The organism is Bradyrhizobium sp. S3.3.6 (assembly GCF_040546905.1).
Classification (GTDB): domain Bacteria; phylum Pseudomonadota; class Alphaproteobacteria; order Rhizobiales; family Xanthobacteraceae; genus Bradyrhizobium; species Bradyrhizobium cytisi.
In genome coordinates, this window is sequence record NZ_JBEPOT010000004.1 from 442,156 (window position 1) to 460,949 (window position 18,794).

Sequence of the window (18,794 nt, forward strand, 5' to 3'; positions counted from 1 at the left end):
ATGCGTCCGCGGAAGCAGTCTGGATTGCTTCGTCGCAAGGGCTCCTCGCAATGACGGGGAGAGAGTGGAGGTCCTACTCCAAACTTTCCACCTGCCGCAGGGTGGGGAACAGCTTCATCCAGAGCAGCGCCACCGCGACGGTGCAGACGCCGCCGAGCACGGCGGCGGGCATGGCGCCGAACAGCGCGGCCGTCAGTCCGCTCTCGAACTGGCCGAGCTGGTTCGATGCGTTGATGAAGAGGAAATTGACCGCGCCGACACGGCCTCGCATCTCGTCGGGGGTGGCGAGCTGCACCAGCGAGAAGCGGATCACGACGCTGATGGTGTCGGCCGCACCCAGGATCGCGAGCGACAGCACCGACAGCCACATCCAGGACGACAGCGCGAACACGATCGTGGCGACCCCGAACACGATCACCGCCTGGAACATGCGCAGGCCCACATGCCGCGTGATGGCATGGCGCGCCAGCACCATGGTCATCAGCAGTGCGCCGACGGCTGGCGCCGCCCGCAACACGCCGAGTCCCATCGGGCCGGTCTGGAGAATGTCGCGGGCGTAGATCGGCAGCAGCGCGGTGACGCCGCCGAACAGCACGGCGAACAGGTCGAGCGAGATGGTGCCGAGGATCGCCGGATTGCTGCGGATGAAGCGGACGCCGGCAAAGATATTGTCCGAGCTCGTGCCCTCCTTGGCGACGGCCTGCGGGCGCGGCTGGATGAAGCCGGTGAGGATCATCCCAAAAATCCAGAACAGCAGCATCACCGCATAGGCCAGATGCGGTGCGATCGCATAGGCAAAGCCGCCGAGCGCCGGCCCCGTGATGGTCGCGACCTGCCCTGCGCCACTTGCGACTGCCGTTGCGCGCTGGAGCGATCCCTGCGGCGCGATCAGCGGCAAGAGCGCCGCCGTGGTCGGGCTCTCGAAGGCGCCGGCGATGCCAAGCACGAAGGTCGCGACGAAAATCTGCACCTCGCTGACCGCACCGAGATAGGTGATCCCTGCGAGATAAAGCGCGGTCGCGGCTTCCACGAGCTGGCAGAGCTGGACCACGCGCTTGCGCTCAAAACGGTCGGCGGCGTGGCCGGCGACAAAGACGAGCAGTGCGGTGGGCGCAAATTGCACGAGGCCGACCATGCCGAGGTCGAAGGCCGAGCCGGTGAGGTCGTAAATCTGCCAGCCGATTGCGACCGCCGCGATCTGGCTGGAAAAGCGTGACAGGCTGCGGGAGAGCAGGAAGAACAGGAAGGCGCGGTGGCGGAGGAGCTCACCGGCGCTGACCGCCGGACTGGCTGAAACTGGCTGTTCTGGCATCGCCCCTTCGGTCACGCTCGGCTGGTCCGCCCCTGGTATCGAGGTGCCTCGCGTGGCTGACGCGGGCCTGCTTGTCAACAGCGGGCGGCACCTGGAGCCATCCGGCATTGCGTTTGCAACGCAGGCGCGGCCATAATCACGGGGGTTTGGGGACATCATGCTGCGGCTGCAATCGACAATCGGCGTTTTCGCATTGCTGCTGATCGCGTTCGCACTGGCGGAGAATCGCCGCGCGGTCTCGCTTCGGCAGGCGCTGATCGGCCTTGTCGTGACCTTCGTCACCGCGATCGTGCTGCTGAAGGTGCCGGTCGTCGCGCATGCCTTCGGCGCCATCAACGACGCGGTCGGCGCCATCTCCGCGGCCTCGCGCGCCGGCTCCTCCTTCGTGTTCGGCTATGTCGGCGGCGGTCCCCTGCCCTTCGACCTGAAGACGCCGGGCGCCGATTTCATCCTGGCGTTCCAGGCGCTGCCGATCGTGCTGGTGATGAGCGTGCTGACGACGCTGCTGTTCTATTGGCGCGTGCTGCCCCCGATCGTGCGCGGCATGGCCTGGCTGCTCGAGCGCACGCTCGGCGTCGGCGGCGCGGTCGGGCTCTCGACCGCCGCCAACATCTTCCTCGGCATGGTCGAGGCGCCGCTGTTCGTGCGGCCGTACCTAGCGCAGATGAGCCGGAGCGAATTGTTTCTGGTGATGACCGGCGGCATGGCCGGCATCGCTGGTACCGTGCTGGTGCTCTATGCGACGCTGCTGGCGCCGCTGATCCCCGACGCGGCCGCGCATTTCGTTATTGCCTCCGTGCTGGGCGCACCGGCCGCGATCCTCGTCAGCCTGATCATGGTGCCGGAGACATCCGGCAAGCGCACCGGCGGCGCGCTGGAAGATCCCGAGATGGAAGTCTCCAGCACGATGGATGCGATCGTGAAGGGCACGGGCGCGGGGATCGAGCTGCTGATCAACATCGTCGCGATGCTGCTGGTGCTGGTGGCGCTGGTCTACCTCGTCAACGCCATCCTTGGCCTGCTGCCAAACATCGGCGGCGCCGCAATCTCGTTGCAGCGCCTGCTCGGCCTCGTGATGGCGCCAGTGTGCTGGCTGATGGGGCTGCCCTGGGATCAGGCCGTCACCGCCGGCAGCCTGATGGGCACCAAGACCGTGCTCAACGAGCTGATCGCCTATGTCGACTTCTCGAAGCTGCCGCCGGGCACGCTCGATCCGCGCTCGCGCCTGATCATGCTCTACGCGATGTGCGGCTTCGCCAATTTCGCCAGCCTCGGCATCATGATCGGCGGCCTCGGCGTCATGGCGCCGGAGCGGCGCGACGAAATCAATGCGCTAGGGCTCAAATCGATCGTGTCAGGCACGCTGACGACGTGTCTGATGGGCGCGATCGTGGGGGTGTTGACGTAGGTCTCTCCGCCGTCATTGCGAGCGAAGCGAAGCAATCCAGAAATGCATCCTTGGAGATAGTCTGGATTGCTTCGTCGCACCAGCGCAAAATCGCTTCGCGATTTTGTCGCGGGCTCCTCGCAATGACGGCGGAGAGAGTCTAAGCCAAAACTCCAGCCACGGTGCGAAATGCCGCGACCGCGCGATCAATATCGGCGTCGTCGATATGGCGATGGGTCACACAGCGCAAGCGACGCCGCCCCCAGGGCCTCGCCCTCAGCCCCGCCTTCTCGAGAGCCCCTGACCACGCGGCACTGTCGCGCCCGGAGAGAGAGACATCGACCTGCACGATATTCGTCTGCGGGATTGTCGCGCTGAGCTTTGGGTTGATCGCGTTCAGCGCAACACTCAGGGCTCGCGCACGCCGGTGGTCCTCGCCCAGACGCGTACCCATGACTTGAACCGCCTCGAGGCCGGCGGCAGCCAGGATGCCGATCTGGCGCTGCGTGCCTCCCAGCATCCGGCGAAACCTGCGACTCCGGTCGATCACGGCGCGCGGCCCGGCGAGCACAGCGCCGGCCGGCGCGCTCAGGCCCTTCGACAGGCACAGAGAGACCGTGTCGCAATGGCTCGCAACCTCGCCCGGTGCCGTTTCGAGCGCGACCGCGGCGTTGAAGAGCCGCGCGCCGTCGAGATGCACCGGAACGCCGCGGGCCGAGGCCATGGCGTGCACGGCCTGCATATGCTCCAGCGGCAGCACGGCGCCGCTCGCGTTGTTGTGCGAGGTTTCCATCGCGACAAGGGCGGTCCTGAGCTTGAGCCCTTCGCCCTGTAGCGCGTCTTCCAGCAAATTCAGGTCCATCGCGCCGTCGGTGCCGGCAATGGCGAGGTAGAACTGTCCTGTAAACGTCGCCGCCCCTCGTTCGGAGGTGTACATATGGGCATTCGCTTCCAACGCAATCTGCTCGCTGCGCTGCGACTGCGCCAGCGTCGCCAACAGATTGGCCATGGTGCAGCTCGGCACAAACAGGCCGGCGTCCTTGCCCAACGCCGCCGCTGCGACGGCCTCCAGCTCCTGCACCGTGGGGTCGCCATCCAGCCCGTCATCACCGAGCGGCGCCGAGGCCATGCGGGCATACATCGCATCGGTCGGCCTGGTGACCGTATCGCTGCGCAGGTCGATCGGTGGCAACCCAGCGTCCGCCGGACTCGTGTCGTGTCGATGTGCCATTGCGGGACCTCTAGAGCGCTTGGCGCGTCATTCGTAGGCTGCCGGATCGCCGGAATCGGTCGGGTTGGCCAGCACCCGCTTGAGGGCGGCGCTCATCGGAAATTTCAGGTTGAGGCCATGCGGCGGGATTGGTGAATTGAAATATTTGTCGTAGAGCGCCGCAACCTGTCCGCTCTTCATCAGGTCGATCACGGCGTCGTCGACCACCTTCTTGAAAGCAGGATCGTCCTTGGGTTCGACGATACCGTAAGGCGCCATCTCGAGACCCTTGCTACCGATCAGGTAGTCATCCGGCGTCCTGGACGAGGCGACCGTGGCATAAGCGAGACCGTCATCGTTGGCTGAGCCGGCCACCCGGCCCGTCGACACCAACAAGAAGGTCTCGGCGGTGTCCTTGGCTGGCACGACCGTGATGCCGAGATTGTTCCTGGCGTTGATCAGCGTAATCACCTTGAAAGTCTGGCCGCCGGCCTGGGCGGAGATGGCCTTGCCGCGAAACGAAGTGGGGTCGTTGACATCGACCCCACCATCCCTGCGCGCGACGAGGACGACCTGCGCAACGAAGGTGGTGGGAGCAAAGGCGGCAAGTTTATGCCGCTCGACATTATTGGTCGTGTTGCCGCATTCGAGATCGATCGTCCCGTTGGCGAGCAGCTGAATGCGTGTCGCCGAGGTTATCGGGTTATAGCGAGTCTCGAGCTTGGGGAGCTTGAGGGCCGTCTTGATCGCCTGCACCACCTGTTCACAGATTTCCACGGTATAGCCGATCGGCTTCTGGTTACCGTCGAGATAGGCGAAGGGCACCGAGGTCTCGGGATACCCCAATGTGATCGAGCCGGTCTCACGGATCTTGTCCAGCCTGCCCGCACCCTGAGCGATGGCCTCGCCGGAAAGAAGACCTGCAGCGACGCTCGCCGCGGCAAGTGCCTTGATCGTTGTCGCTTTCATGTCGTCCCTCTCTTGGCGAATGTTCGTGACGCCGTCCGCGCTCGGTGAGCAACGATAGGGCAGCTCCGTGCGAACGGCGTCACGCTCTGGACTATCGTCCAAAAGACCGATCTGATGAAATTCCAGTTTCACACTCCCTTATACGGATTTGATATGGCCACCAGACGCATGGGCTTGAAGCATGTGGAGGCTTTTCGGGCGGTCTTCGTGACGGGATCGATGACGCAGGCGGCTCAGCGCATGCATACCTCGCAACCCCAGATCAGCCGCCTGATCGGACAGTTGGAGGCGATCACGCAATTCCCGCTGTTCGACCGCAGCGGCGGCCGCCTCCGTCCGACCGTGGACGGATCGCGCTTTTTCCAGGAGGTCGAGAAGACTTTCATCGGCCTGGCGGGACTGGAGACCAGCGCAGCAAGCATCCGCTCGTTCGGCATGGGTCGGCTAAGCGTTGCGGCGATGCCGCGCCTGGCCGGCGGTCTGCTGACGCGCATCGCGGCGCGCTTCAAGGTCGACTATCCGCATGTGATGATCTCGATCCGGTCAGGCACGGCGAGCGCCGTGCACGACTGGGTCAGTTCCGGGCTTTGCGACACCGGGCTCGCAATGCTTTACGGCGAGGTTGCGGGGGTGCATGTCGAGCCGGTGCTCAAGACCCGTTGCGTCGCGATCATGCCGAAGGCGCATCGTCTTGCGCAGAAGAAGACGCTGCGCCCTGCCGATTTCGCCAATGAGGCCTTCATCTCCTTCGCCACGGGGAGCCCGCTCCACGATCGCATCGATATGATCTTTGCGCAGGCCGGCGTCACGCGCCGCGTCGTTGCCGAGACCGATCTGGGCGCATCCGTCTGTGCCCTGGTCGCGGCGGGTCTCGGCATCAGCATCATCAATCCGATTGCCGCGCATGACGAGAGCTCTGGCGCGGCCCTGATTGCGCGTCCCTTCAACCCTGCTGTCCCCGTCACGATCGCGCTGCTCTATCCGCCCTATGCCGCGCGCGGCCGGTTGATCGATGTCTTCGGCGAATATGCGCGCAAGATCATGAGCGAAGAACTGGGCTATCTCGAGCGGTAGTCGGGGGGCCCGTCATTGCGAGCGCAGCGAAGCAATCCAGAATCTTTCCGCGGCGGCGGTCTGGATTGCTTCGTCGCAAGGGCTCCTCGCAATGACGACGGAGCGAGTCGGGCCGCTACGCCTTCAACTCCACCGTCTTGAACTCCGCAGGCAAAATCACCTCCAGTAACTCCACGTCGTCAGAATAATCCAAGATCATGTGCTTGATCTTCGGCGGCTGGGTCCAGGCGCTGCCTTCCTTCATCAAGGTCTCGCCCTGCCCGTCCATGTAGGTCTTCACCCAGCCCTTGAGCACGTAGACCATCTGGAAGTCGACGTCGTGGAAGTGCAGTTTTGAGACCTCGGCAGGATCGCAGGGGCCTTGCAGGCGGATCACATGGGCTTGCGCGAGGCCATGGCTTGCAGCGGCGATGCCGAGGTCGCGGTATTTTGCGTAGGCGCGCAGGCCGTCGGCTTTGAAATCTTCCTCGCGATGGTGGCTGATGGCGATGCGCTGCTTCGGGCGCGCGGGTTTCTTCGTTGCGGCCTTGGTTGTTGTCTTGGCGGGCGTCGTGCGCGCCTTCGCTTTCACGGCTTTGCGCGCGGAGGATCGCGCGGCGGATTTGGCGCCGCTCCGCTTCTTCACCGCAGTCTGGGCTGCGCTGCGCGATTTTGTTTTCTTGCTTGTTTTCTTGCTTGTCTTCTTGGCCATGGGCCGGCCTCCCCTGGTGTTATCGGGAAAGGCTAGCACGGAAACATATCTCGTAGGGTGGGCAAAGCGGGAAGCGTGCCCACCATTGCAAATGGAAGCGCGGAGAGATGGTGGGCACGGCGCGCGAAGTGCGCGCGCCTTTGCCCACCCTACCGCACCGTCCAAGCCCTCAATTCAGCCGGAACACGCCATCCACGGCGCGCAGCTCGGCGGGCTTGATCAGCTTGGAATGCGCGACCGTCACCGAGTGAAGCGGGCCGTCGAGCTTCTCTTCCCAGAACGCCAGGAAATCCTTCAGCGCCGGGAATTTCGGAAACATGTCGTAGTTCTGCCAGACATAGGTCTGAAGCAGCGAAGGATGATCCGGCATCCGATAGAGAATCTGTGCCGTCGTCAGCCCGTAACCCAATAGCTGTTTCCGGAAATCGTCGGAAACGGCGCCCGCCCGCAAGCCCATGCCAACCTCCTTTGCAGGAGCGCATATTCAGGGATGGCTTGCCGGTACGCTGCTGACGAGCCACCCGGTGGAGATGCGCTCACATGAGAGAAATGTGACGCAAACTGACAATCCATCTCAAGCCCAAAAGTTTAACAAGCTGTTGAAATTCAATGCGTTAGCAGCAGACGCGGCTCCGTGCTAATACGGCCCCAAGGGCCCTCCAAGACCGGTTAACGATGGTAAAGGGATTCTGGCAGACAGGCCTTCTGAGTGCCGATTTTTCTGCTAGAAGCCCTTGCCCCCGCAAAATTCCTGTCCTATTTCAGCCTCACCTGTGCTAGCACTCGTGGGCACAGACTGCTAACGCCTAAAAATTCCCATACCGTGCAACTACTTAGGAGGACTGCATGAAATTCCGTCCGCTTCACGACCGCGTCGTGGTCAAGCGCATCGACGCAGAAGAGAAGACCGCCGGCGGCATCATCATTCCCGACACTGCCAAGGAAAAGCCCTCGCAGGGCGAAATCGTCGCCGTCGGCCCTGGTGGCCGCGACGAAGCCGGCAAGCTGATCCCGATCGACCTGAAGGTCGGCGACCGCGTGCTGTTCGGCAAGTGGTCCGGCACCGAGGTCAAGATCGACAATGTCGACCTGCTGATCATGAAGGAAAGCGACATCATGGGCGTCCTCGACGTCCCCGCTTCCAAGAAGAAGGCGGCCTAACAGCCCCCCTCTCTCCCCCAGCTAAACCCCTCAAGGAAAAATCCAGATGTCAGCTAAAGAAGTCAAATTCGGCGTAGATGCGCGCGACAAGATGCTGCGCGGCGTCGACATCCTCGCCAACGCGGTGAAGGTCACGCTCGGTCCCAAGGGTCGCAACGTCGTCCTCGACAAGTCGTTCGGCGCTCCCCGCATCACCAAGGACGGCGTCACCGTCGCCAAGGAGATCGAGCTCGACGACAAGTTCGAGAACATGGGCGCGCAGATGGTGCGCGAAGTCGCCTCCAAGTCCGCCGATGCGGCCGGCGACGGCACCACCACCGCAACCGTTCTCGCGGCTGCGATCGTTCGCGAAGGCGCCAAGTCGGTTGCCGCCGGCATGAACCCGATGGACCTGAAGCGTGGTATCGACCTGGCCGTGGAAGCCGTGGTCGCCGACCTCGTCAAGAACTCCAAGAAGGTCACCTCGAACGACGAGATCGCCCAGGTCGGCACCATCTCGGCCAACGGTGACGCAGAGATCGGCAAGTTCCTCTCCGATGCCATGAAGAAGGTCGGCAACGAGGGGGTCATCACCGTCGAGGAAGCCAAGTCGCTCGAGACCGAGCTCGACGTCGTCGAGGGCATGCAGTTCGACCGCGGCTACATCTCGCCCTACTTCGTCACCAACGCCGACAAGATGCGCGTTGAGATGGACGACGCCTACATCCTCATCAACGAGAAGAAGCTCTCCTCGCTGAACGAGCTGCTCCCGCTGCTCGAGGCCGTGGTGCAGACCGGCAAGCCGCTGATCATCGTCGCCGAGGACGTCGAAGGCGAAGCGCTCGCGACCCTGGTCGTGAACCGTCTGCGCGGCGGCCTGAAGGTCGCGGCCGTCAAGGCTCCGGGCTTCGGCGATCGCCGCAAGGCCATGCTGCAGGACATCGCGATCCTGACCGGCGGCCAGGCGATCTCGGAAGATCTCGGCATCAAGCTCGAGAACGTCACGCTCAACATGCTCGGTCGCGCCAAGAAGGTGATGATCGACAAGGAGAACACCACGATCGTCAACGGCGCCGGCAAGAAGGCCGACATCGAGGCGCGCGTGGCCCAGATCAAGGCGCAGATCGAGGAAACCACCTCGGACTACGACCGTGAGAAGCTCCAGGAGCGTCTCGCCAAGCTCGCAGGCGGCGTCGCGGTGATCCGCGTCGGCGGCGCGACCGAGGTCGAGGTGAAGGAGCGCAAGGATCGCGTTGATGACGCGATGCATGCGACCCGCGCGGCTGTCGAGGAAGGCATCGTCCCGGGCGGCGGCGTCGCCCTGCTCCGTGCTTCCGAGCAGCTCAAGGGCCTGCGCACCAAGAACGACGACCAGAAGACCGGCGTCGAGATCGTGCGCAAGGCGCTCTCCGCGCCCGCTCGCCAGATCGCGATCAACGCCGGTGAAGACGGCTCGGTGATCGTCGGCAAGATCCTGGAGAACAAGACCTACGCTTACGGCTTCGACTCCCAGACCGGCGAGTACGTCAACCTGGTCACCAAGGGCATCATCGACCCGACCAAGGTGGTCCGCACCGCGATCCAGAACGCAGCCTCGGTTGCTGCGCTGCTGATCACCACGGAAGCCATGGTCGCCGAGCTGCCCAAGAAGGGCGGCGCCGGTCCGGCGATGCCCCCGGGCGGCGGCATGGGCGGCATGGACTTCTAAGCCCAACGACCTCGAGGACTACGAAACCCCGGCAGCGATGCCGGGGTTTTTGTTTTGGGCCCGTCATTCCGGAGCGCGCCCGCTTGGGCGCGAGCCCGGAATGACGGCCCCTTACCCCACCTTCCCCATCCGTTCCGGGCGCAGCTCGCCTCTGGAATCGAGCGACCAGAAGATCCGCGTCACCTTGCCGACCAGATTGTCCATCGGAATAAAACCCATCGCCGACTTGAAGCGGCTGTCGGTCGAGTTGTCGCGGTTGTCGCCGAGCGCGAAGAAATGGCCTGGAGGCACGGCGTAGACTTCGGTGTTGTCGACGAAGCCATTGTCGACACAGTCATACGTGACGTAGCTCGCGCCGTTCGGCATCGTCTCGCGCCAGCGCTTCACCTTTGCACCGACCTCGCCGCCGCAGGCGGCGCCGGCGGACACGTCCTTGAGCGCAACGCGCGTCACCGGCTGGTCGTTGAGGAAGAGCTGCCCCTGCCGCATCTGGATGCGATCGCCGGGCAGCCCGACCACGCGCTTCACATAATCGACCGACGTATCTTTCGGCGACCGGAATACGACGATATCGCCGTAGGCGGGATCGGCGGCGCGGAAACGGCCGGAGATCCATGACGGCGCGAAGGGAAACGAGTAGCGGCCGTAGCCGTAGGCATATTTGGCGGCGAAGACGTAGTCGCCGACCACCAGCGTGGGCGTCATCGAGCCGGACGGGATGTTGAACGGCTGATACAGGAAGATGCGAAACAGAAAGGGTGGCGACCACAGCACGGGGACGAGCAGGATCAGGATGACGATCGCCTTCCATTCGCTGGATCTGGCGCGCGGCCGGTTGGTGCTCTCAAGAGTAGTCATCGCCTGCCCTGCCCGGGATCGTCGTCGCCACAGGATTGCGCAACCTATGGGCGCGCGCAATCCCAGGCCTGCTTGAGTTGGTCGTCAATTTGCCAAGCTGCGTTCAAAGGGCCGCCTGCAGGCGATCAACTGCGCGACATGTCCTGGAAACACGTTCTCACCCAGTCGATCGTCACGCGCGTTGCGGCATCGCGCTTGAGGTGGTTCTGCACGAGCAGCCAGACGTCGCGGCGCTTCGGCAGCAGCGTCGCGCGCAGGCGGCGATCACCGAGCAGATCCGCGCAAACATACTCCGGCAACACGCCGGCGACCTGATACGAGCGGATCAGGTTACGGATGACCCGGACGTTGTCGGTGACGCAGCGCGCGCGGGCTTGCCTCGTGCGCAGGAATTGCATCTCGGGAATGTCACCGAGCTCGTCCGGATAGGCGCACAGCACCGGCTCACCCTCGGTCGTAACAGGCTCGAAATAATAGATGCTGATATCGCCGAGCCTGGAGATCGCAAAGTCACCTTTGTCGGGCTTGCGCAGCCGGATGGCGAGATCGGCTTCCCAGCGCGAGAAGTTGACGTTCTCGCTCGAGGTGAGGAATTGCAGCGTCAGGCCGGGATTGGCGCGCAGGAAGTCGCTCGCGCGCGGCGCCAGCACCTCCTCGGCGACCGTGTTGGTGGAGGCGATGCGCAGGCGTCCCACCGGACCTGCCAGGCTCTCACTGAGGCGACCGATCTCGGTGGCATGTGCGGCCATCGCCTCGACATGGGCCAGCACCGCCTCGCATTGCCGCGTCGGCCTGCGGACGCCGTCGGCGGCCTCGAACAGACGCAAACCGAGCGCACGCTCGATGCGCGACAGCCTGCGCCCGACCGTGGTCTCGTCGATGCGCAGCCGCGCGCTGGCGCCCGCATAGGTGCCCTCGTCCCTGACCGCAGCGATGATGCGCAGATCGTCCCAGTTCATCGACCGAGGCTATACCGGCCGGGAGCAGCCTGCAATATCGCAGCCACCCGCTGCAATATCCCTGCATATCGGCAGGTATTCCCGGAGCTATGTTTGCCGCGCCTCTTGCCCCGGAGATGTCAAAGACCATGACGACCGCAAAGACCCTGCTGCAGCTCGCCGGTGCCGATCTCAACCCGCCGCGTCTCGGCGACGCCGCGCTGGTGCTGATCGATATCCAGAACGAATATCTCGCAGGCCCGCTCGCCTTGCCCGACGCCCGGCCCGCAATCGCGCGGGCGGCTGCACTCCTGGCACGGGCCCGCGAGAGCGGAGCCGCGATCATCCATATCGCCCATCGCGGCAAGGCCGGCAGCCTGTTCGATCGCGGCGCCGACCGCGGCGCCATCGTCGTCGAGCTCAGCCCCCGTGCCGGCGAGCTGGTGATCGAGAAGGAGTTGCCGAATGCGTTTGCCGGCACCGATTTGCAGGCGCGCCTTGCCGCAACCGACAGGAAGAACATCGTGCTAGCCGGCTTCATGACGCATATGTGCGTCAGCTCTACCGCGCGCGCCGCGCTCGACCTCGGCTTTCGCACCACGATCGATGCCGACGCCTGCGCCACGCGCGATCTGCCTGACGGGCGCGGCGGCACGCTGGACGCCCGGACCGTCCACGAGGTTGCACTCGCCGAGCTATCGGACCGCTTCGCGATCATCGCGCGCGGCGATGCGCTGACCTAAACGAGCAACGCAATGCTGCAACTCTATTTCTCGCCGATGGCCTGCTCGCTTGCGAGCCGCATCGCGCTGATGGAAGCCGGCCTCGATGCGCGCTATCACCTGGTGCATCTCGCGACCAAGACAGTCGCGGACGACGACAGCGATTTTCGCGGCATCTCGCCGAAGGGCGCGGTGCCGGTCCTGGTGCTGGAGAACGGCGAGCGGCTGACGGAATGCGCGGCGGTGCTGCAATACATCGCCGACCTCAACCCTGAGCGCGGCCTTGCTCCGCGGCCGGGCGAAGCGGATCGCTACCGCCTGCAGGAATGGCTGAGCTTCACCGGCGCCGAGATCCACAAGGCGTTCCTGTTTCCGACCTTCTGGTACAAGGACGAGGGCTCGCTCGCCAAGCCGCGCGCGAGGATCGCTCAGACCTTGTCGGTGCCGGCAGCACATCTTGCCGATCGTGAATTCCTCGTCGGCAACAGCTTCACCGTTGCCGATGCACATCTCACCTGGGCTTTGCTGCTGCTCCGTGCCGCAGGCGTCGACATCGCGCAATGGCCGTCATTGTCGGCCTATCTCGAACGCATGCGGGCGCGGCCCATGGTGCGGGAAGCGATCGCCACCGAGACGGCGCTGCGCAAGGCCATGGCGGTTTGAGCGCGCCTCAGTCGACCCGCGCCAGCACCGCGAGCCTGCGGATGCCCTTGTTGCGATAGGCGTCGAGGAACGCGTAATAGTCCTTGAACGAGACGCAGCCGTTGGAATCGCCGTTCGGCCCGAGCATGAAGGTGTGCGCGAGCAGACCGTCGCGGCCGTAGATCGCGTTCTCGCCGCCGACCGGGGTCAGCCGCAGCGCCGGCACGCCGTGGAACAGCGCTTCGCGCGGCTTCAGCTCGTAGATGTGCGGCGGGGTCACGCCGCGCATGCGCACGCGCGAGGAACGGGGATCATCGAGGTTGGAGCCCAGGCCGGAATGGGCCTCGAGCCTGGTGCCATCGGGCAGATACACAGTCTTCGCCGTGATGTCGTAGACCGCGGTCGAGCGGTCATAGGGCGGCGAGCCGCCCAGCATCGGGTTCTGCTCCTTCGGCGCGATGGAAGCGGTCACGCTGGCATCGGCCGAAGCATAAGCAAGCAAGCCGCCGGACGGCTCGCGCTTGCCCCAGAGCTTCTCCACCATCGACTGGCGCGGACCGGTGATCGACATCACCGCGGCCTTGGCGCGATCGGCAAACGACTTTGGCTTCGCTTCGGGCGCCGGCACGATCTCGGCCGGATCGGCCGACGCGAGCTGCACCGGTGCCTCGGCGCGCTTGGTCTTCGCGGCGTCCGCGATCTTCTCGACAGCCTTGGCCGGGCTCTTCAGCACGTCCGCGACCCTGGCGACGACGGTCGGCTTCGCCGCTTCCTTGGCGTCGGCGACCTTCGTCGCAGGCGCAGCGCTCGCCGCGTTGGACTCGACGCCCTGCGTCGCCGCGGCGGCAAAGCGCTCGTTGAACATCTCGCGTGAAATCGGTGCAGCCACCTGCAGCCGGTCGGGCAGCAGCGCAAAGGTGTCCCGGATGGCCTCGCCCGCCTCGCGCAGCGTGACCTTGGGCGCACGCTTGACCACGGGCTCGTCGTAGCCGGAGCTGCCGACGGTCGGATAGACGCTGGCGGCGAAGATGTTGTTGTAGACGGTCCAGCCGGCAAGCACGACGCAGCCGATCACGGCCGCGCCGAGCACGTTTTGGGTGGTCATTTTCCGGGAAGACTTCCGATGAGAATGCTTGTTCGGATTCTTGTTCGGATTCTTGGGCTTCCGTGCCGCGTAACTTTGCGCAGCGATACTCGTACTCATTCGCCTTGCGTCCAGGACGGTGTCACTCAGTCCCCCTTCGAAGTGCCGCTGGTCACGTTCCGGGAACAGCATCTCGCAGAGGGTCGGAGCGTCATTAAGGCGACTTTTAGTTAAATGCGGATTAAGTTCGGGCGTATGTAGGGCAGGTCGTTAACGCTGTGCCATTTCGAGAAAAAAGTCCGCAGAACTACGGACTTAGACGAAGCTGTTAACCATACTTCTCGGCCGGTTCGGCACGGTCGGCGGACGTCTCCGGCCGCATCTTTGGACGCACCAACCAAGTCGTTTTCGTGGTCATCAATATCCGGAAGATAGCGGGGATACGTTGCGCGAGGCTGGTGCGTTCAACTGCAGATGTCAGCACAACGGCGGCAGAAGATCACGCACATCACACATCGCGCGACGATCGCTCGCGGCACGGCGCGCCCTGACTGAAAGTTGATCGCGCCGCTCTGGAAATGGACGCAGCGACAAAATAGCTACGCAAAGGGAGGCTGGCATGAGAGGGATTTCGCGCGGCGGGTTTTGCGCCCTGGCGTGGTCATTTGTGTTGATCGGATCTGCAATTGCACAGCCGGCCGCCAATGCGGGCTGCACGGCAACACCATCGGCCGCGGGGACGCAGACCTGGCGCTGCAACAACGGCATCACGATCGTCGCAGAAAGTGGCGCCAGATTTGAACTGAACGACGCCAACCGCGACGGACATATTGACTCCGTGGAGTTGAGCAGCAAGGCGCTGCTGGTCGAGGTGCCCAAGAAGCCCGGCGGCAATCCCTTCAAGGTGCTGACGCCGCAGGCGATCGCCGCCGTCCGCGGCACCAAATGGGCGGTCGATGTCGCCGAGGCCAAGACCTCCGTGTTCGTCGCCAACGGCCGTGTCGGCGTGGCCCGCAGGGCGGCGCGTGGACGCGGCGTGGTGCTGGGCCCCGGCCAAGGCGTCGACGTGGAAGCGGCGGGTCCGCTGACCGTCAAGACGCTGACCGTCAAGACATGGGGCCAGCCGCGCGTCGACGCGCTGATGGCAAGACTCGGCCAATAGGCCTGCCCGGTCAGGCCGGGATAGCAAAGAAGATTGCAGTACGACGGCATGAAGCGACGCGTTCAAATTCTGGTGGCACTTGTCCTCACCGCGCTGTGGGGCGCGGGCATCTATGCGGGCCACGCCAATGGTCATCTACGCTTTCTCGATCGGCTCGAGGCAACGCTGACGGATTGGCGAACACAGGTCCGCGGCGTGCAGGCTCCGCCTGACCTCGTCACCATCGTCGCCGTCGACGATACCGTGGTGAAACGCGGCGGCAGCTATCCGCTGCCGCGCGCCGACCTCGCCCGCGTCGTCGACACCATCGTGCAGTTCAAGCCGAAGGTCGTCGCGATCGACCTGCTGCTGGTCGACCGCAGCGCCGCGATCGGCGACGCCACGCTGGCTCACACGCTTGCCACCGGTCCCGTGGTGCTCGCAGCCGCCGCGATCTTCCCGAGCGCGAGCGAGACCGTGGCGCCCGGAAGCGCAGGCCCGCTCGCCGCCCTGCCCCAGGCCGAGCGCTTCCTGCTGCCATTGCCGGCGTTCGCCGATCATGCCGATGTCGGAATCGTCAACGTCTCGACTGGGCAATCGGGCTCGCCGCTCTCGGTGCCGATGCTGTTCCGGACAGTCGACAAGGTCGAGCTGTCGTTTCCGCTGCGGGTCGCAAGCCGCGCACTCGACAAGCCACTGACGATCGCGCCCGATCATCTCATGCTCGGCGATCGCACAGTGCCGACCGACACCGGCTTTGCGCTGCCGATCACCTATTACGGGCCGCGTCGCACCATCCGCACCGTGAGCGCACAGAGCATTTTCGACGGCACGCTCGACCGCAAGGCGATCGAGAACCGGATCGTCGTGATCGGCGCCGCCGTTGCCGGCGGCGGCGACTTCTTCCCGACGCCGTTCGATTCCCTGATGCCCGGCGTCGAGGTGATCTCGACCGCGATCACGCATCTCGTCGCCGGCGACGGCATCGTGCGCGACCGCAGGGTTCACATCGTCGACGCGCTCACCGCGATCCTGCTGCCGATGCTGCTGGTGGGCCTGCTTGCCTGGCGACGGAGCGCGGTCGGCTTCATCGTGGCAGCCGCGGTGATGGTCGCCTGGGCCGGGCTCAATCTGTTCGCGTTCACGCGCGGCGTCTGGCTCGATGCCGCGACCACGCTCGCGGCCGCGGTGCCACCGGTCGCACTGTTCGTTGGCGTACAATTGTGGGCAGGAGGCCGCCGCACGCAATATCTCGCCGCCAAGAGCCGGTCGCTGGCGCAATTCCAGGCACCGGCCGTGCAAGCGTGGCTCGCACGCGATCCCAATTTCCTGGCGAAGCCGGTCCGGCAGGATGCGGCCATCGTCTTCATCGATCTCTCCGATTTCACCGCACTGAGCCAGCAGATCGATCCGGACGAACTCCAGGACATCCTGCAAGCGTTCCACGCGCTGATCGACCGGGCCGCGGTCGATTGCGGCGGCATGATCACCAGCTTTCTCGGTGACGGCGCCATGATCCTGTTCGGCCTGCCGAGCGCGATGCCGGATGACGCGGCGCGTGCGCTGAAATGTGCGATCGACCTGCATCGCGGCGTCGAGCGCTGGATGGCGTCGCTGCCATCAGCGATCGGCGGCCGGCTCGGGTTCAAGATCGGAGCGCATTTCGGCCCGATCGTCGCCTCCCGTCTCGGCGAGAGCCACCAGCACATCACGGCAAACGGCGACACCGTCAATCTCGCGAGCCGGCTGATGGAGGTCGCCGCGCAAAACCATGCGCGGCTCGCATTGACCGACGCGCTGCTCGATGCGGCCGACTTTCACGGGGCCCCCGACGGTGTCCTGTCGGGCCCCCTGCACACGCAGATCCGTGGCCGCTCCGGCGTCGTGACCGTCTGGTTCTGGCGCGACCAGGACAGGCCGAGCCAGGCCGCGGCCAAGGTCGAGATGATCGACTGAGGCGGCTGGCGCGTCCGCCTATTGCCCCTTGCGCCTCAGCACGCCCAGGCCGCCCAGCTTGCCGCGCGACATCAACTCGCGGAAACTGTCGTTGAGGAGGATCTCGTCGACCTCGTCCGAGATCAACTTCGCTTCGGCCTCGGTCATGACGATGGACGTCAACGAGCCGCTCACCTTCATGGCGTTGAGCACATCCTTGACCAGGGGCGCGCCGTTGGACGGGATCTCCGGCGGCTGCCAATCGAGATCCTCGATCACGAACAAGCCGCCCGGCTTCAGCGAGGGAAACAGCACGCCGAGCGTCAGGTGCTGGTGCACCGAGGCGTGAGAGCCGTCGTCGATGACGATGTCCAGCGGCTTTTCCTTGGCCGCCAGCTGCTCCAGCATGCTGCGATCGCCCTGATCGACGCGATGGATCCTGACCCGCGGATGGGAGAACCAGCTGAAGTCCTCGATGTCGGCACCGATGACCTCGGCATTCGGGAAATAGTCCAGCCACATCTGCAGCGACGGCACCTGATCCTGAGTCCAGCCTTCGGCCCGCCCCCGGCACAGACCGATTTCCAGGATGCGAATGGGTTCAAGGGCCTTCGATCGGAACAGCTCGTGATAGATTCGCGTATAGTGATGGGCGAGCTGGCCCTTGTAGACCGCGCCCTTGTCGGAATCGTATTTCGCCGCAAGCTGCGTCAACCAGTTCGGCTCGAGCACCAGCTTCTTGAGATAGCCCGCCACGCTCTGCTCGGGGACCGCATCGAAGCGCAGCCCTCTCTCGGCCCACATTTTTCCCCAGAGATGGACACCCGTTACACGGGGATCGCTCAAGAGATCGAAGCCGGCCCGGCCTTCGGCGGCAAACAGATCCACTTCGCGCCAGTCGATCGCGTTGAAGGTCGTCGGCGGGAGAATCGACGACTGGAGTTCCTCATCGCCTGCCACGAGCAGATATTCGCTCAGCAACAGCGGCCCCACCGCGCCGTATTCGACGCGCTTTTCGCTGAACAGCCGCTGCAGGGACAGCGCATACAGATTGGCCATGTGAGGCGAGCCCTTGGGCGCGCGCATCACGTCGCCGACGCACACATGCCCGTTCTCGACTCCCGACCATTGCGCAGAAAACACGTGTTCCCTGCCAAAATCCAGGGGCTTCACGAGCACGATGTCCGTATCGAGCCACCAGCCCCCGAATTCATGAAGGACGGCATAGCGGAAAATGTCGCTGAAGTAGCGGATCTCGCTGTTCAGGACGGCATGCTGGTAGATCGCACCCGGCACGAGATCTCCGGCGTCGACCACCATGACGCCGGGCGGCACACGTGCCTGCATGGCGCCGACATTGTCGTAAGTGTACAGCTTCACCGGATGGCCCTGCCGGACCATCGATTGAAGCGAGAGACGCGACATCTCGCTCAGCGGCGCATTCGACCAGAAGCAGTGAATGGGGTCGCGGGCTTCTCCCGACCCCGGGCGGCTTTGAAGATGCGGATTGAATTGCCTTGTGAGCGCATTCCACCCGTTGCGAGGGACAGAACGGCACTCCGCAAGGAATGGCAATTTCTGATAAGCGCGAGCGATCAGAAAGCAAAGGCTCGCCTGGTTGACGTGCCCCGCCCTGTTCAAGGCGTTGCCAAAATTCTCCCAGACAGTCGGGTCAAGGGGATCAAGCGCGACTGCCCGCTGAAACGCCTCGAACGCCTGTTCCTGAAGTCCCTTGCCTTGCAGGGCGGTCCCGAGCGTAGCGAGATAGGTCGCCTTCATCTCGCTCGTGAGAGCGCGGCAAGCCCATTCCACGGCGGCGTCGTAATTCCCGTTGAGCAGGGACACGCCAGCCATCAGATGAAGCAAGCCGGCATGGTTCGCGTCTGAGGCCAGCCCTTCCCGGCAACGGGCTTCGGCTTGCTCAAGCTCACCCGTTTTCAAGTGTTGAAGGCAGATCTTGTAGTATTCATCCCGCGTCGGCGA

The 18,794-nt window shown here is 64.4% G+C and carries 18 protein-coding genes; 9 read left to right on the forward strand and 9 right to left on the reverse strand.

All coding sequences use genetic code 11. The annotated features are described in order from the left end of the window. Positions 1–73 precede the first annotated feature (73 nt). The gene (locus tag ABID59_RS14790) at positions 74–1,312 is read right to left on the reverse strand and encodes an MFS transporter (protein ID WP_354083839.1); all 1,239 of its coding nucleotides are present in this window, start codon (positions 1,310–1,312) and stop codon (positions 74–76) included. Positions 1,313–1,469: 157 nt separating this feature from the next. Here ABID59_RS14790 and ABID59_RS14795 point away from each other — a divergent pair, with 157 nt between their 5' ends. Then, the gene (locus ABID59_RS14795) at positions 1,470–2,720 is read left to right on the forward strand and encodes a NupC/NupG family nucleoside CNT transporter (protein WP_354083840.1); all 1,251 of its coding nucleotides are present in this window, start codon (positions 1,470–1,472) and stop codon (positions 2,718–2,720) included. Positions 2,721–2,859: 139 nt separating this feature from the next. Here the strand turns inward: ABID59_RS14795 and ABID59_RS14800 are convergent, their stop codons facing one another. Beyond that, positions 2,860–3,891 carry a threonine aldolase family protein gene (locus ABID59_RS14800; RefSeq protein WP_354083841.1) on the reverse strand — a complete coding sequence of 344 codons (1,032 nt, stop codon included), beginning with the start codon at positions 3,889–3,891 and terminating at the stop codon, positions 2,860–2,862. Positions 3,892–3,957: 66 nt separating this feature from the next. Then, entirely contained in the window at positions 3,958–4,878 is a 921-nt protein-coding gene (locus tag ABID59_RS14805) for an amino acid ABC transporter substrate-binding protein (protein ID WP_354083842.1), read from the reverse strand. A 153-nt stretch (positions 4,879–5,031) separates the two neighbouring features. Here ABID59_RS14805 and ABID59_RS14810 point away from each other — a divergent pair, with 153 nt between their 5' ends. Continuing rightward, positions 5,032–5,952 (forward strand): LysR substrate-binding domain-containing protein, encoded by a 921-nt coding sequence (locus tag ABID59_RS14810; protein ID WP_148752837.1) that lies wholly within the window; start codon positions 5,032–5,034, stop codon positions 5,950–5,952. Positions 5,953–6,067: 115 nt separating this feature from the next. Here ABID59_RS14810 and ABID59_RS14815 read toward each other — a convergent pair whose 3' ends face one another. Then, the gene (locus tag ABID59_RS14815; RefSeq protein ID WP_354083843.1) at positions 6,068–6,643 is read right to left on the reverse strand and encodes a cupin domain-containing protein; all 576 of its coding nucleotides are present in this window, start codon (positions 6,641–6,643) and stop codon (positions 6,068–6,070) included. 169 nt (positions 6,644–6,812) lie between these two features. Next, complete coding sequence (locus ABID59_RS14820; RefSeq protein WP_148751551.1) at positions 6,813–7,100, reverse strand: usg protein; 288 nt, start codon at positions 7,098–7,100, stop codon at positions 6,813–6,815. A 389-nt stretch (positions 7,101–7,489) separates the two neighbouring features. On the opposite strand from ABID59_RS14820, the gene ABID59_RS14825 reads away from it, so the two are divergent. Together ABID59_RS14825 and groL are read left to right on the forward strand one after the other, a co-directional pair. Further along, positions 7,490–7,804, forward strand: a complete 315-nt coding sequence (locus ABID59_RS14825) for a co-chaperone GroES (RefSeq protein WP_027518760.1) — start codon at positions 7,490–7,492, stop codon at positions 7,802–7,804. Positions 7,805–7,850: 46 nt separating this feature from the next. After that, positions 7,851–9,491 carry a chaperonin GroEL gene (groL, locus tag ABID59_RS14830; RefSeq protein WP_148751550.1) on the forward strand — a complete coding sequence of 547 codons (1,641 nt, stop codon included), beginning with the start codon at positions 7,851–7,853 and terminating at the stop codon, positions 9,489–9,491. Positions 9,492–9,602: 111 nt separating this feature from the next. Here groL and lepB read toward each other — a convergent pair whose 3' ends face one another. Together lepB and ABID59_RS14840 are read right to left on the reverse strand one after the other, a co-directional pair. Continuing rightward, positions 9,603–10,349 (reverse strand): signal peptidase I, encoded by a 747-nt coding sequence (lepB, locus tag ABID59_RS14835; protein ID WP_354083844.1) that lies wholly within the window; start codon positions 10,347–10,349, stop codon positions 9,603–9,605. A gap of 125 nt (positions 10,350–10,474) precedes the next feature. Further along, the gene (locus ABID59_RS14840) at positions 10,475–11,308 is read right to left on the reverse strand and encodes a LysR family transcriptional regulator (protein ID WP_354083845.1); all 834 of its coding nucleotides are present in this window, start codon (positions 11,306–11,308) and stop codon (positions 10,475–10,477) included. Between the two features lie 128 nt (positions 11,309–11,436). Between ABID59_RS14840 and ABID59_RS14845 the strand changes: the two genes are divergently transcribed. Next, the gene (locus ABID59_RS14845) at positions 11,437–12,030 is read left to right on the forward strand and encodes a cysteine hydrolase family protein (RefSeq protein ID WP_354083846.1); all 594 of its coding nucleotides are present in this window, start codon (positions 11,437–11,439) and stop codon (positions 12,028–12,030) included. A 12-nt stretch (positions 12,031–12,042) separates the two neighbouring features. After that, on the forward strand, positions 12,043–12,672 hold the full coding sequence (locus ABID59_RS14850; protein WP_354083847.1) for a glutathione binding-like protein: 630 nt from the start codon (positions 12,043–12,045) through the stop codon (positions 12,670–12,672). A gap of 7 nt (positions 12,673–12,679) precedes the next feature. Here ABID59_RS14850 and ABID59_RS14855 read toward each other — a convergent pair whose 3' ends face one another. Then, on the reverse strand, positions 12,680–13,756 hold the full coding sequence (locus tag ABID59_RS14855) for a tlde1 domain-containing protein (protein ID WP_354083848.1): 1,077 nt from the start codon (positions 13,754–13,756) through the stop codon (positions 12,680–12,682). A 598-nt stretch (positions 13,757–14,354) separates the two neighbouring features. Between ABID59_RS14855 and ABID59_RS14860 the strand changes: the two genes are divergently transcribed. After that, on the forward strand, positions 14,355–14,897 hold the full coding sequence (locus ABID59_RS14860; RefSeq protein ID WP_354033328.1) for a FecR domain-containing protein: 543 nt from the start codon (positions 14,355–14,357) through the stop codon (positions 14,895–14,897). Between the two features lie 48 nt (positions 14,898–14,945). Then, the gene (locus tag ABID59_RS14865) at positions 14,946–16,832 is read left to right on the forward strand and encodes a CHASE2 domain-containing protein (RefSeq protein ID WP_354083849.1); all 1,887 of its coding nucleotides are present in this window, start codon (positions 14,946–14,948) and stop codon (positions 16,830–16,832) included. Between the two features lie 18 nt (positions 16,833–16,850). On the opposite strand, the gene ABID59_RS14870 is transcribed toward ABID59_RS14865, so the two are convergent. After that, positions 16,851–18,236: a glycosyltransferase gene (locus ABID59_RS14870; protein WP_354083850.1), complete on the reverse strand. Its 1,386-nt coding sequence runs from the start codon at positions 18,234–18,236 to the stop codon at positions 16,851–16,853. A gap of 75 nt (positions 18,237–18,311) precedes the next feature. Between ABID59_RS14870 and ABID59_RS14875 the strand changes: the two genes are divergently transcribed. Then, complete coding sequence (locus ABID59_RS14875; protein ID WP_354083851.1) at positions 18,312–18,698, forward strand: hypothetical protein; 387 nt, start codon at positions 18,312–18,314, stop codon at positions 18,696–18,698. The last annotated feature ends 96 nt before the right edge of the window (positions 18,699–18,794 follow it).

Coding starts and splice junctions, on each gene's coding strand:
- ABID59_RS14790 (WP_354083839.1), bottom strand. CDS start 1,312: ATGCCAGAACAGCCAGTTTCAGCCAGTCCGGCGGTCAGCGCCGGTGAG.
- ABID59_RS14795 (WP_354083840.1), top strand. CDS start 1,470: ATGCTGCGGCTGCAATCGACAATCGGCGTTTTCGCATTGCTGCTGATC.
- ABID59_RS14805 (WP_354083842.1), bottom strand. CDS start 4,878: ATGAAAGCGACAACGATCAAGGCACTTGCCGCGGCGAGCGTCGCTGCA.
- ABID59_RS14810 (WP_148752837.1), top strand. CDS start 5,032: ATGGCCACCAGACGCATGGGCTTGAAGCATGTGGAGGCTTTTCGGGCG.
- ABID59_RS14815 (WP_354083843.1), bottom strand. CDS start 6,643: ATGGCCAAGAAGACAAGCAAGAAAACAAGCAAGAAAACAAAATCGCGC.
- ABID59_RS14820 (WP_148751551.1), bottom strand. CDS start 7,100: ATGGGCTTGCGGGCGGGCGCCGTTTCCGACGATTTCCGGAAACAGCTA.
- ABID59_RS14825 (WP_027518760.1), top strand. CDS start 7,490: ATGAAATTCCGTCCGCTTCACGACCGCGTCGTGGTCAAGCGCATCGAC.
- groL (WP_148751550.1), top strand. CDS start 7,851: ATGTCAGCTAAAGAAGTCAAATTCGGCGTAGATGCGCGCGACAAGATG.
- lepB (WP_354083844.1), bottom strand. CDS start 10,349: ATGACTACTCTTGAGAGCACCAACCGGCCGCGCGCCAGATCCAGCGAA.
- ABID59_RS14840 (WP_354083845.1), bottom strand. CDS start 11,308: ATGAACTGGGACGATCTGCGCATCATCGCTGCGGTCAGGGACGAGGGC.
- ABID59_RS14845 (WP_354083846.1), top strand. CDS start 11,437: ATGACGACCGCAAAGACCCTGCTGCAGCTCGCCGGTGCCGATCTCAAC.
- ABID59_RS14850 (WP_354083847.1), top strand. CDS start 12,043: ATGCTGCAACTCTATTTCTCGCCGATGGCCTGCTCGCTTGCGAGCCGC.
- ABID59_RS14855 (WP_354083848.1), bottom strand. CDS start 13,756: ATGACCACCCAAAACGTGCTCGGCGCGGCCGTGATCGGCTGCGTCGTG.
- ABID59_RS14860 (WP_354033328.1), top strand. CDS start 14,355: ATGAGAGGGATTTCGCGCGGCGGGTTTTGCGCCCTGGCGTGGTCATTT.
- ABID59_RS14865 (WP_354083849.1), top strand. CDS start 14,946: ATGAAGCGACGCGTTCAAATTCTGGTGGCACTTGTCCTCACCGCGCTG.
- ABID59_RS14870 (WP_354083850.1), bottom strand. CDS start 18,236: ATGTCGCGTCTCTCGCTTCAATCGATGGTCCGGCAGGGCCATCCGGTG.
- ABID59_RS14875 (WP_354083851.1), top strand. CDS start 18,312: ATGCGGATTGAATTGCCTTGTGAGCGCATTCCACCCGTTGCGAGGGAC.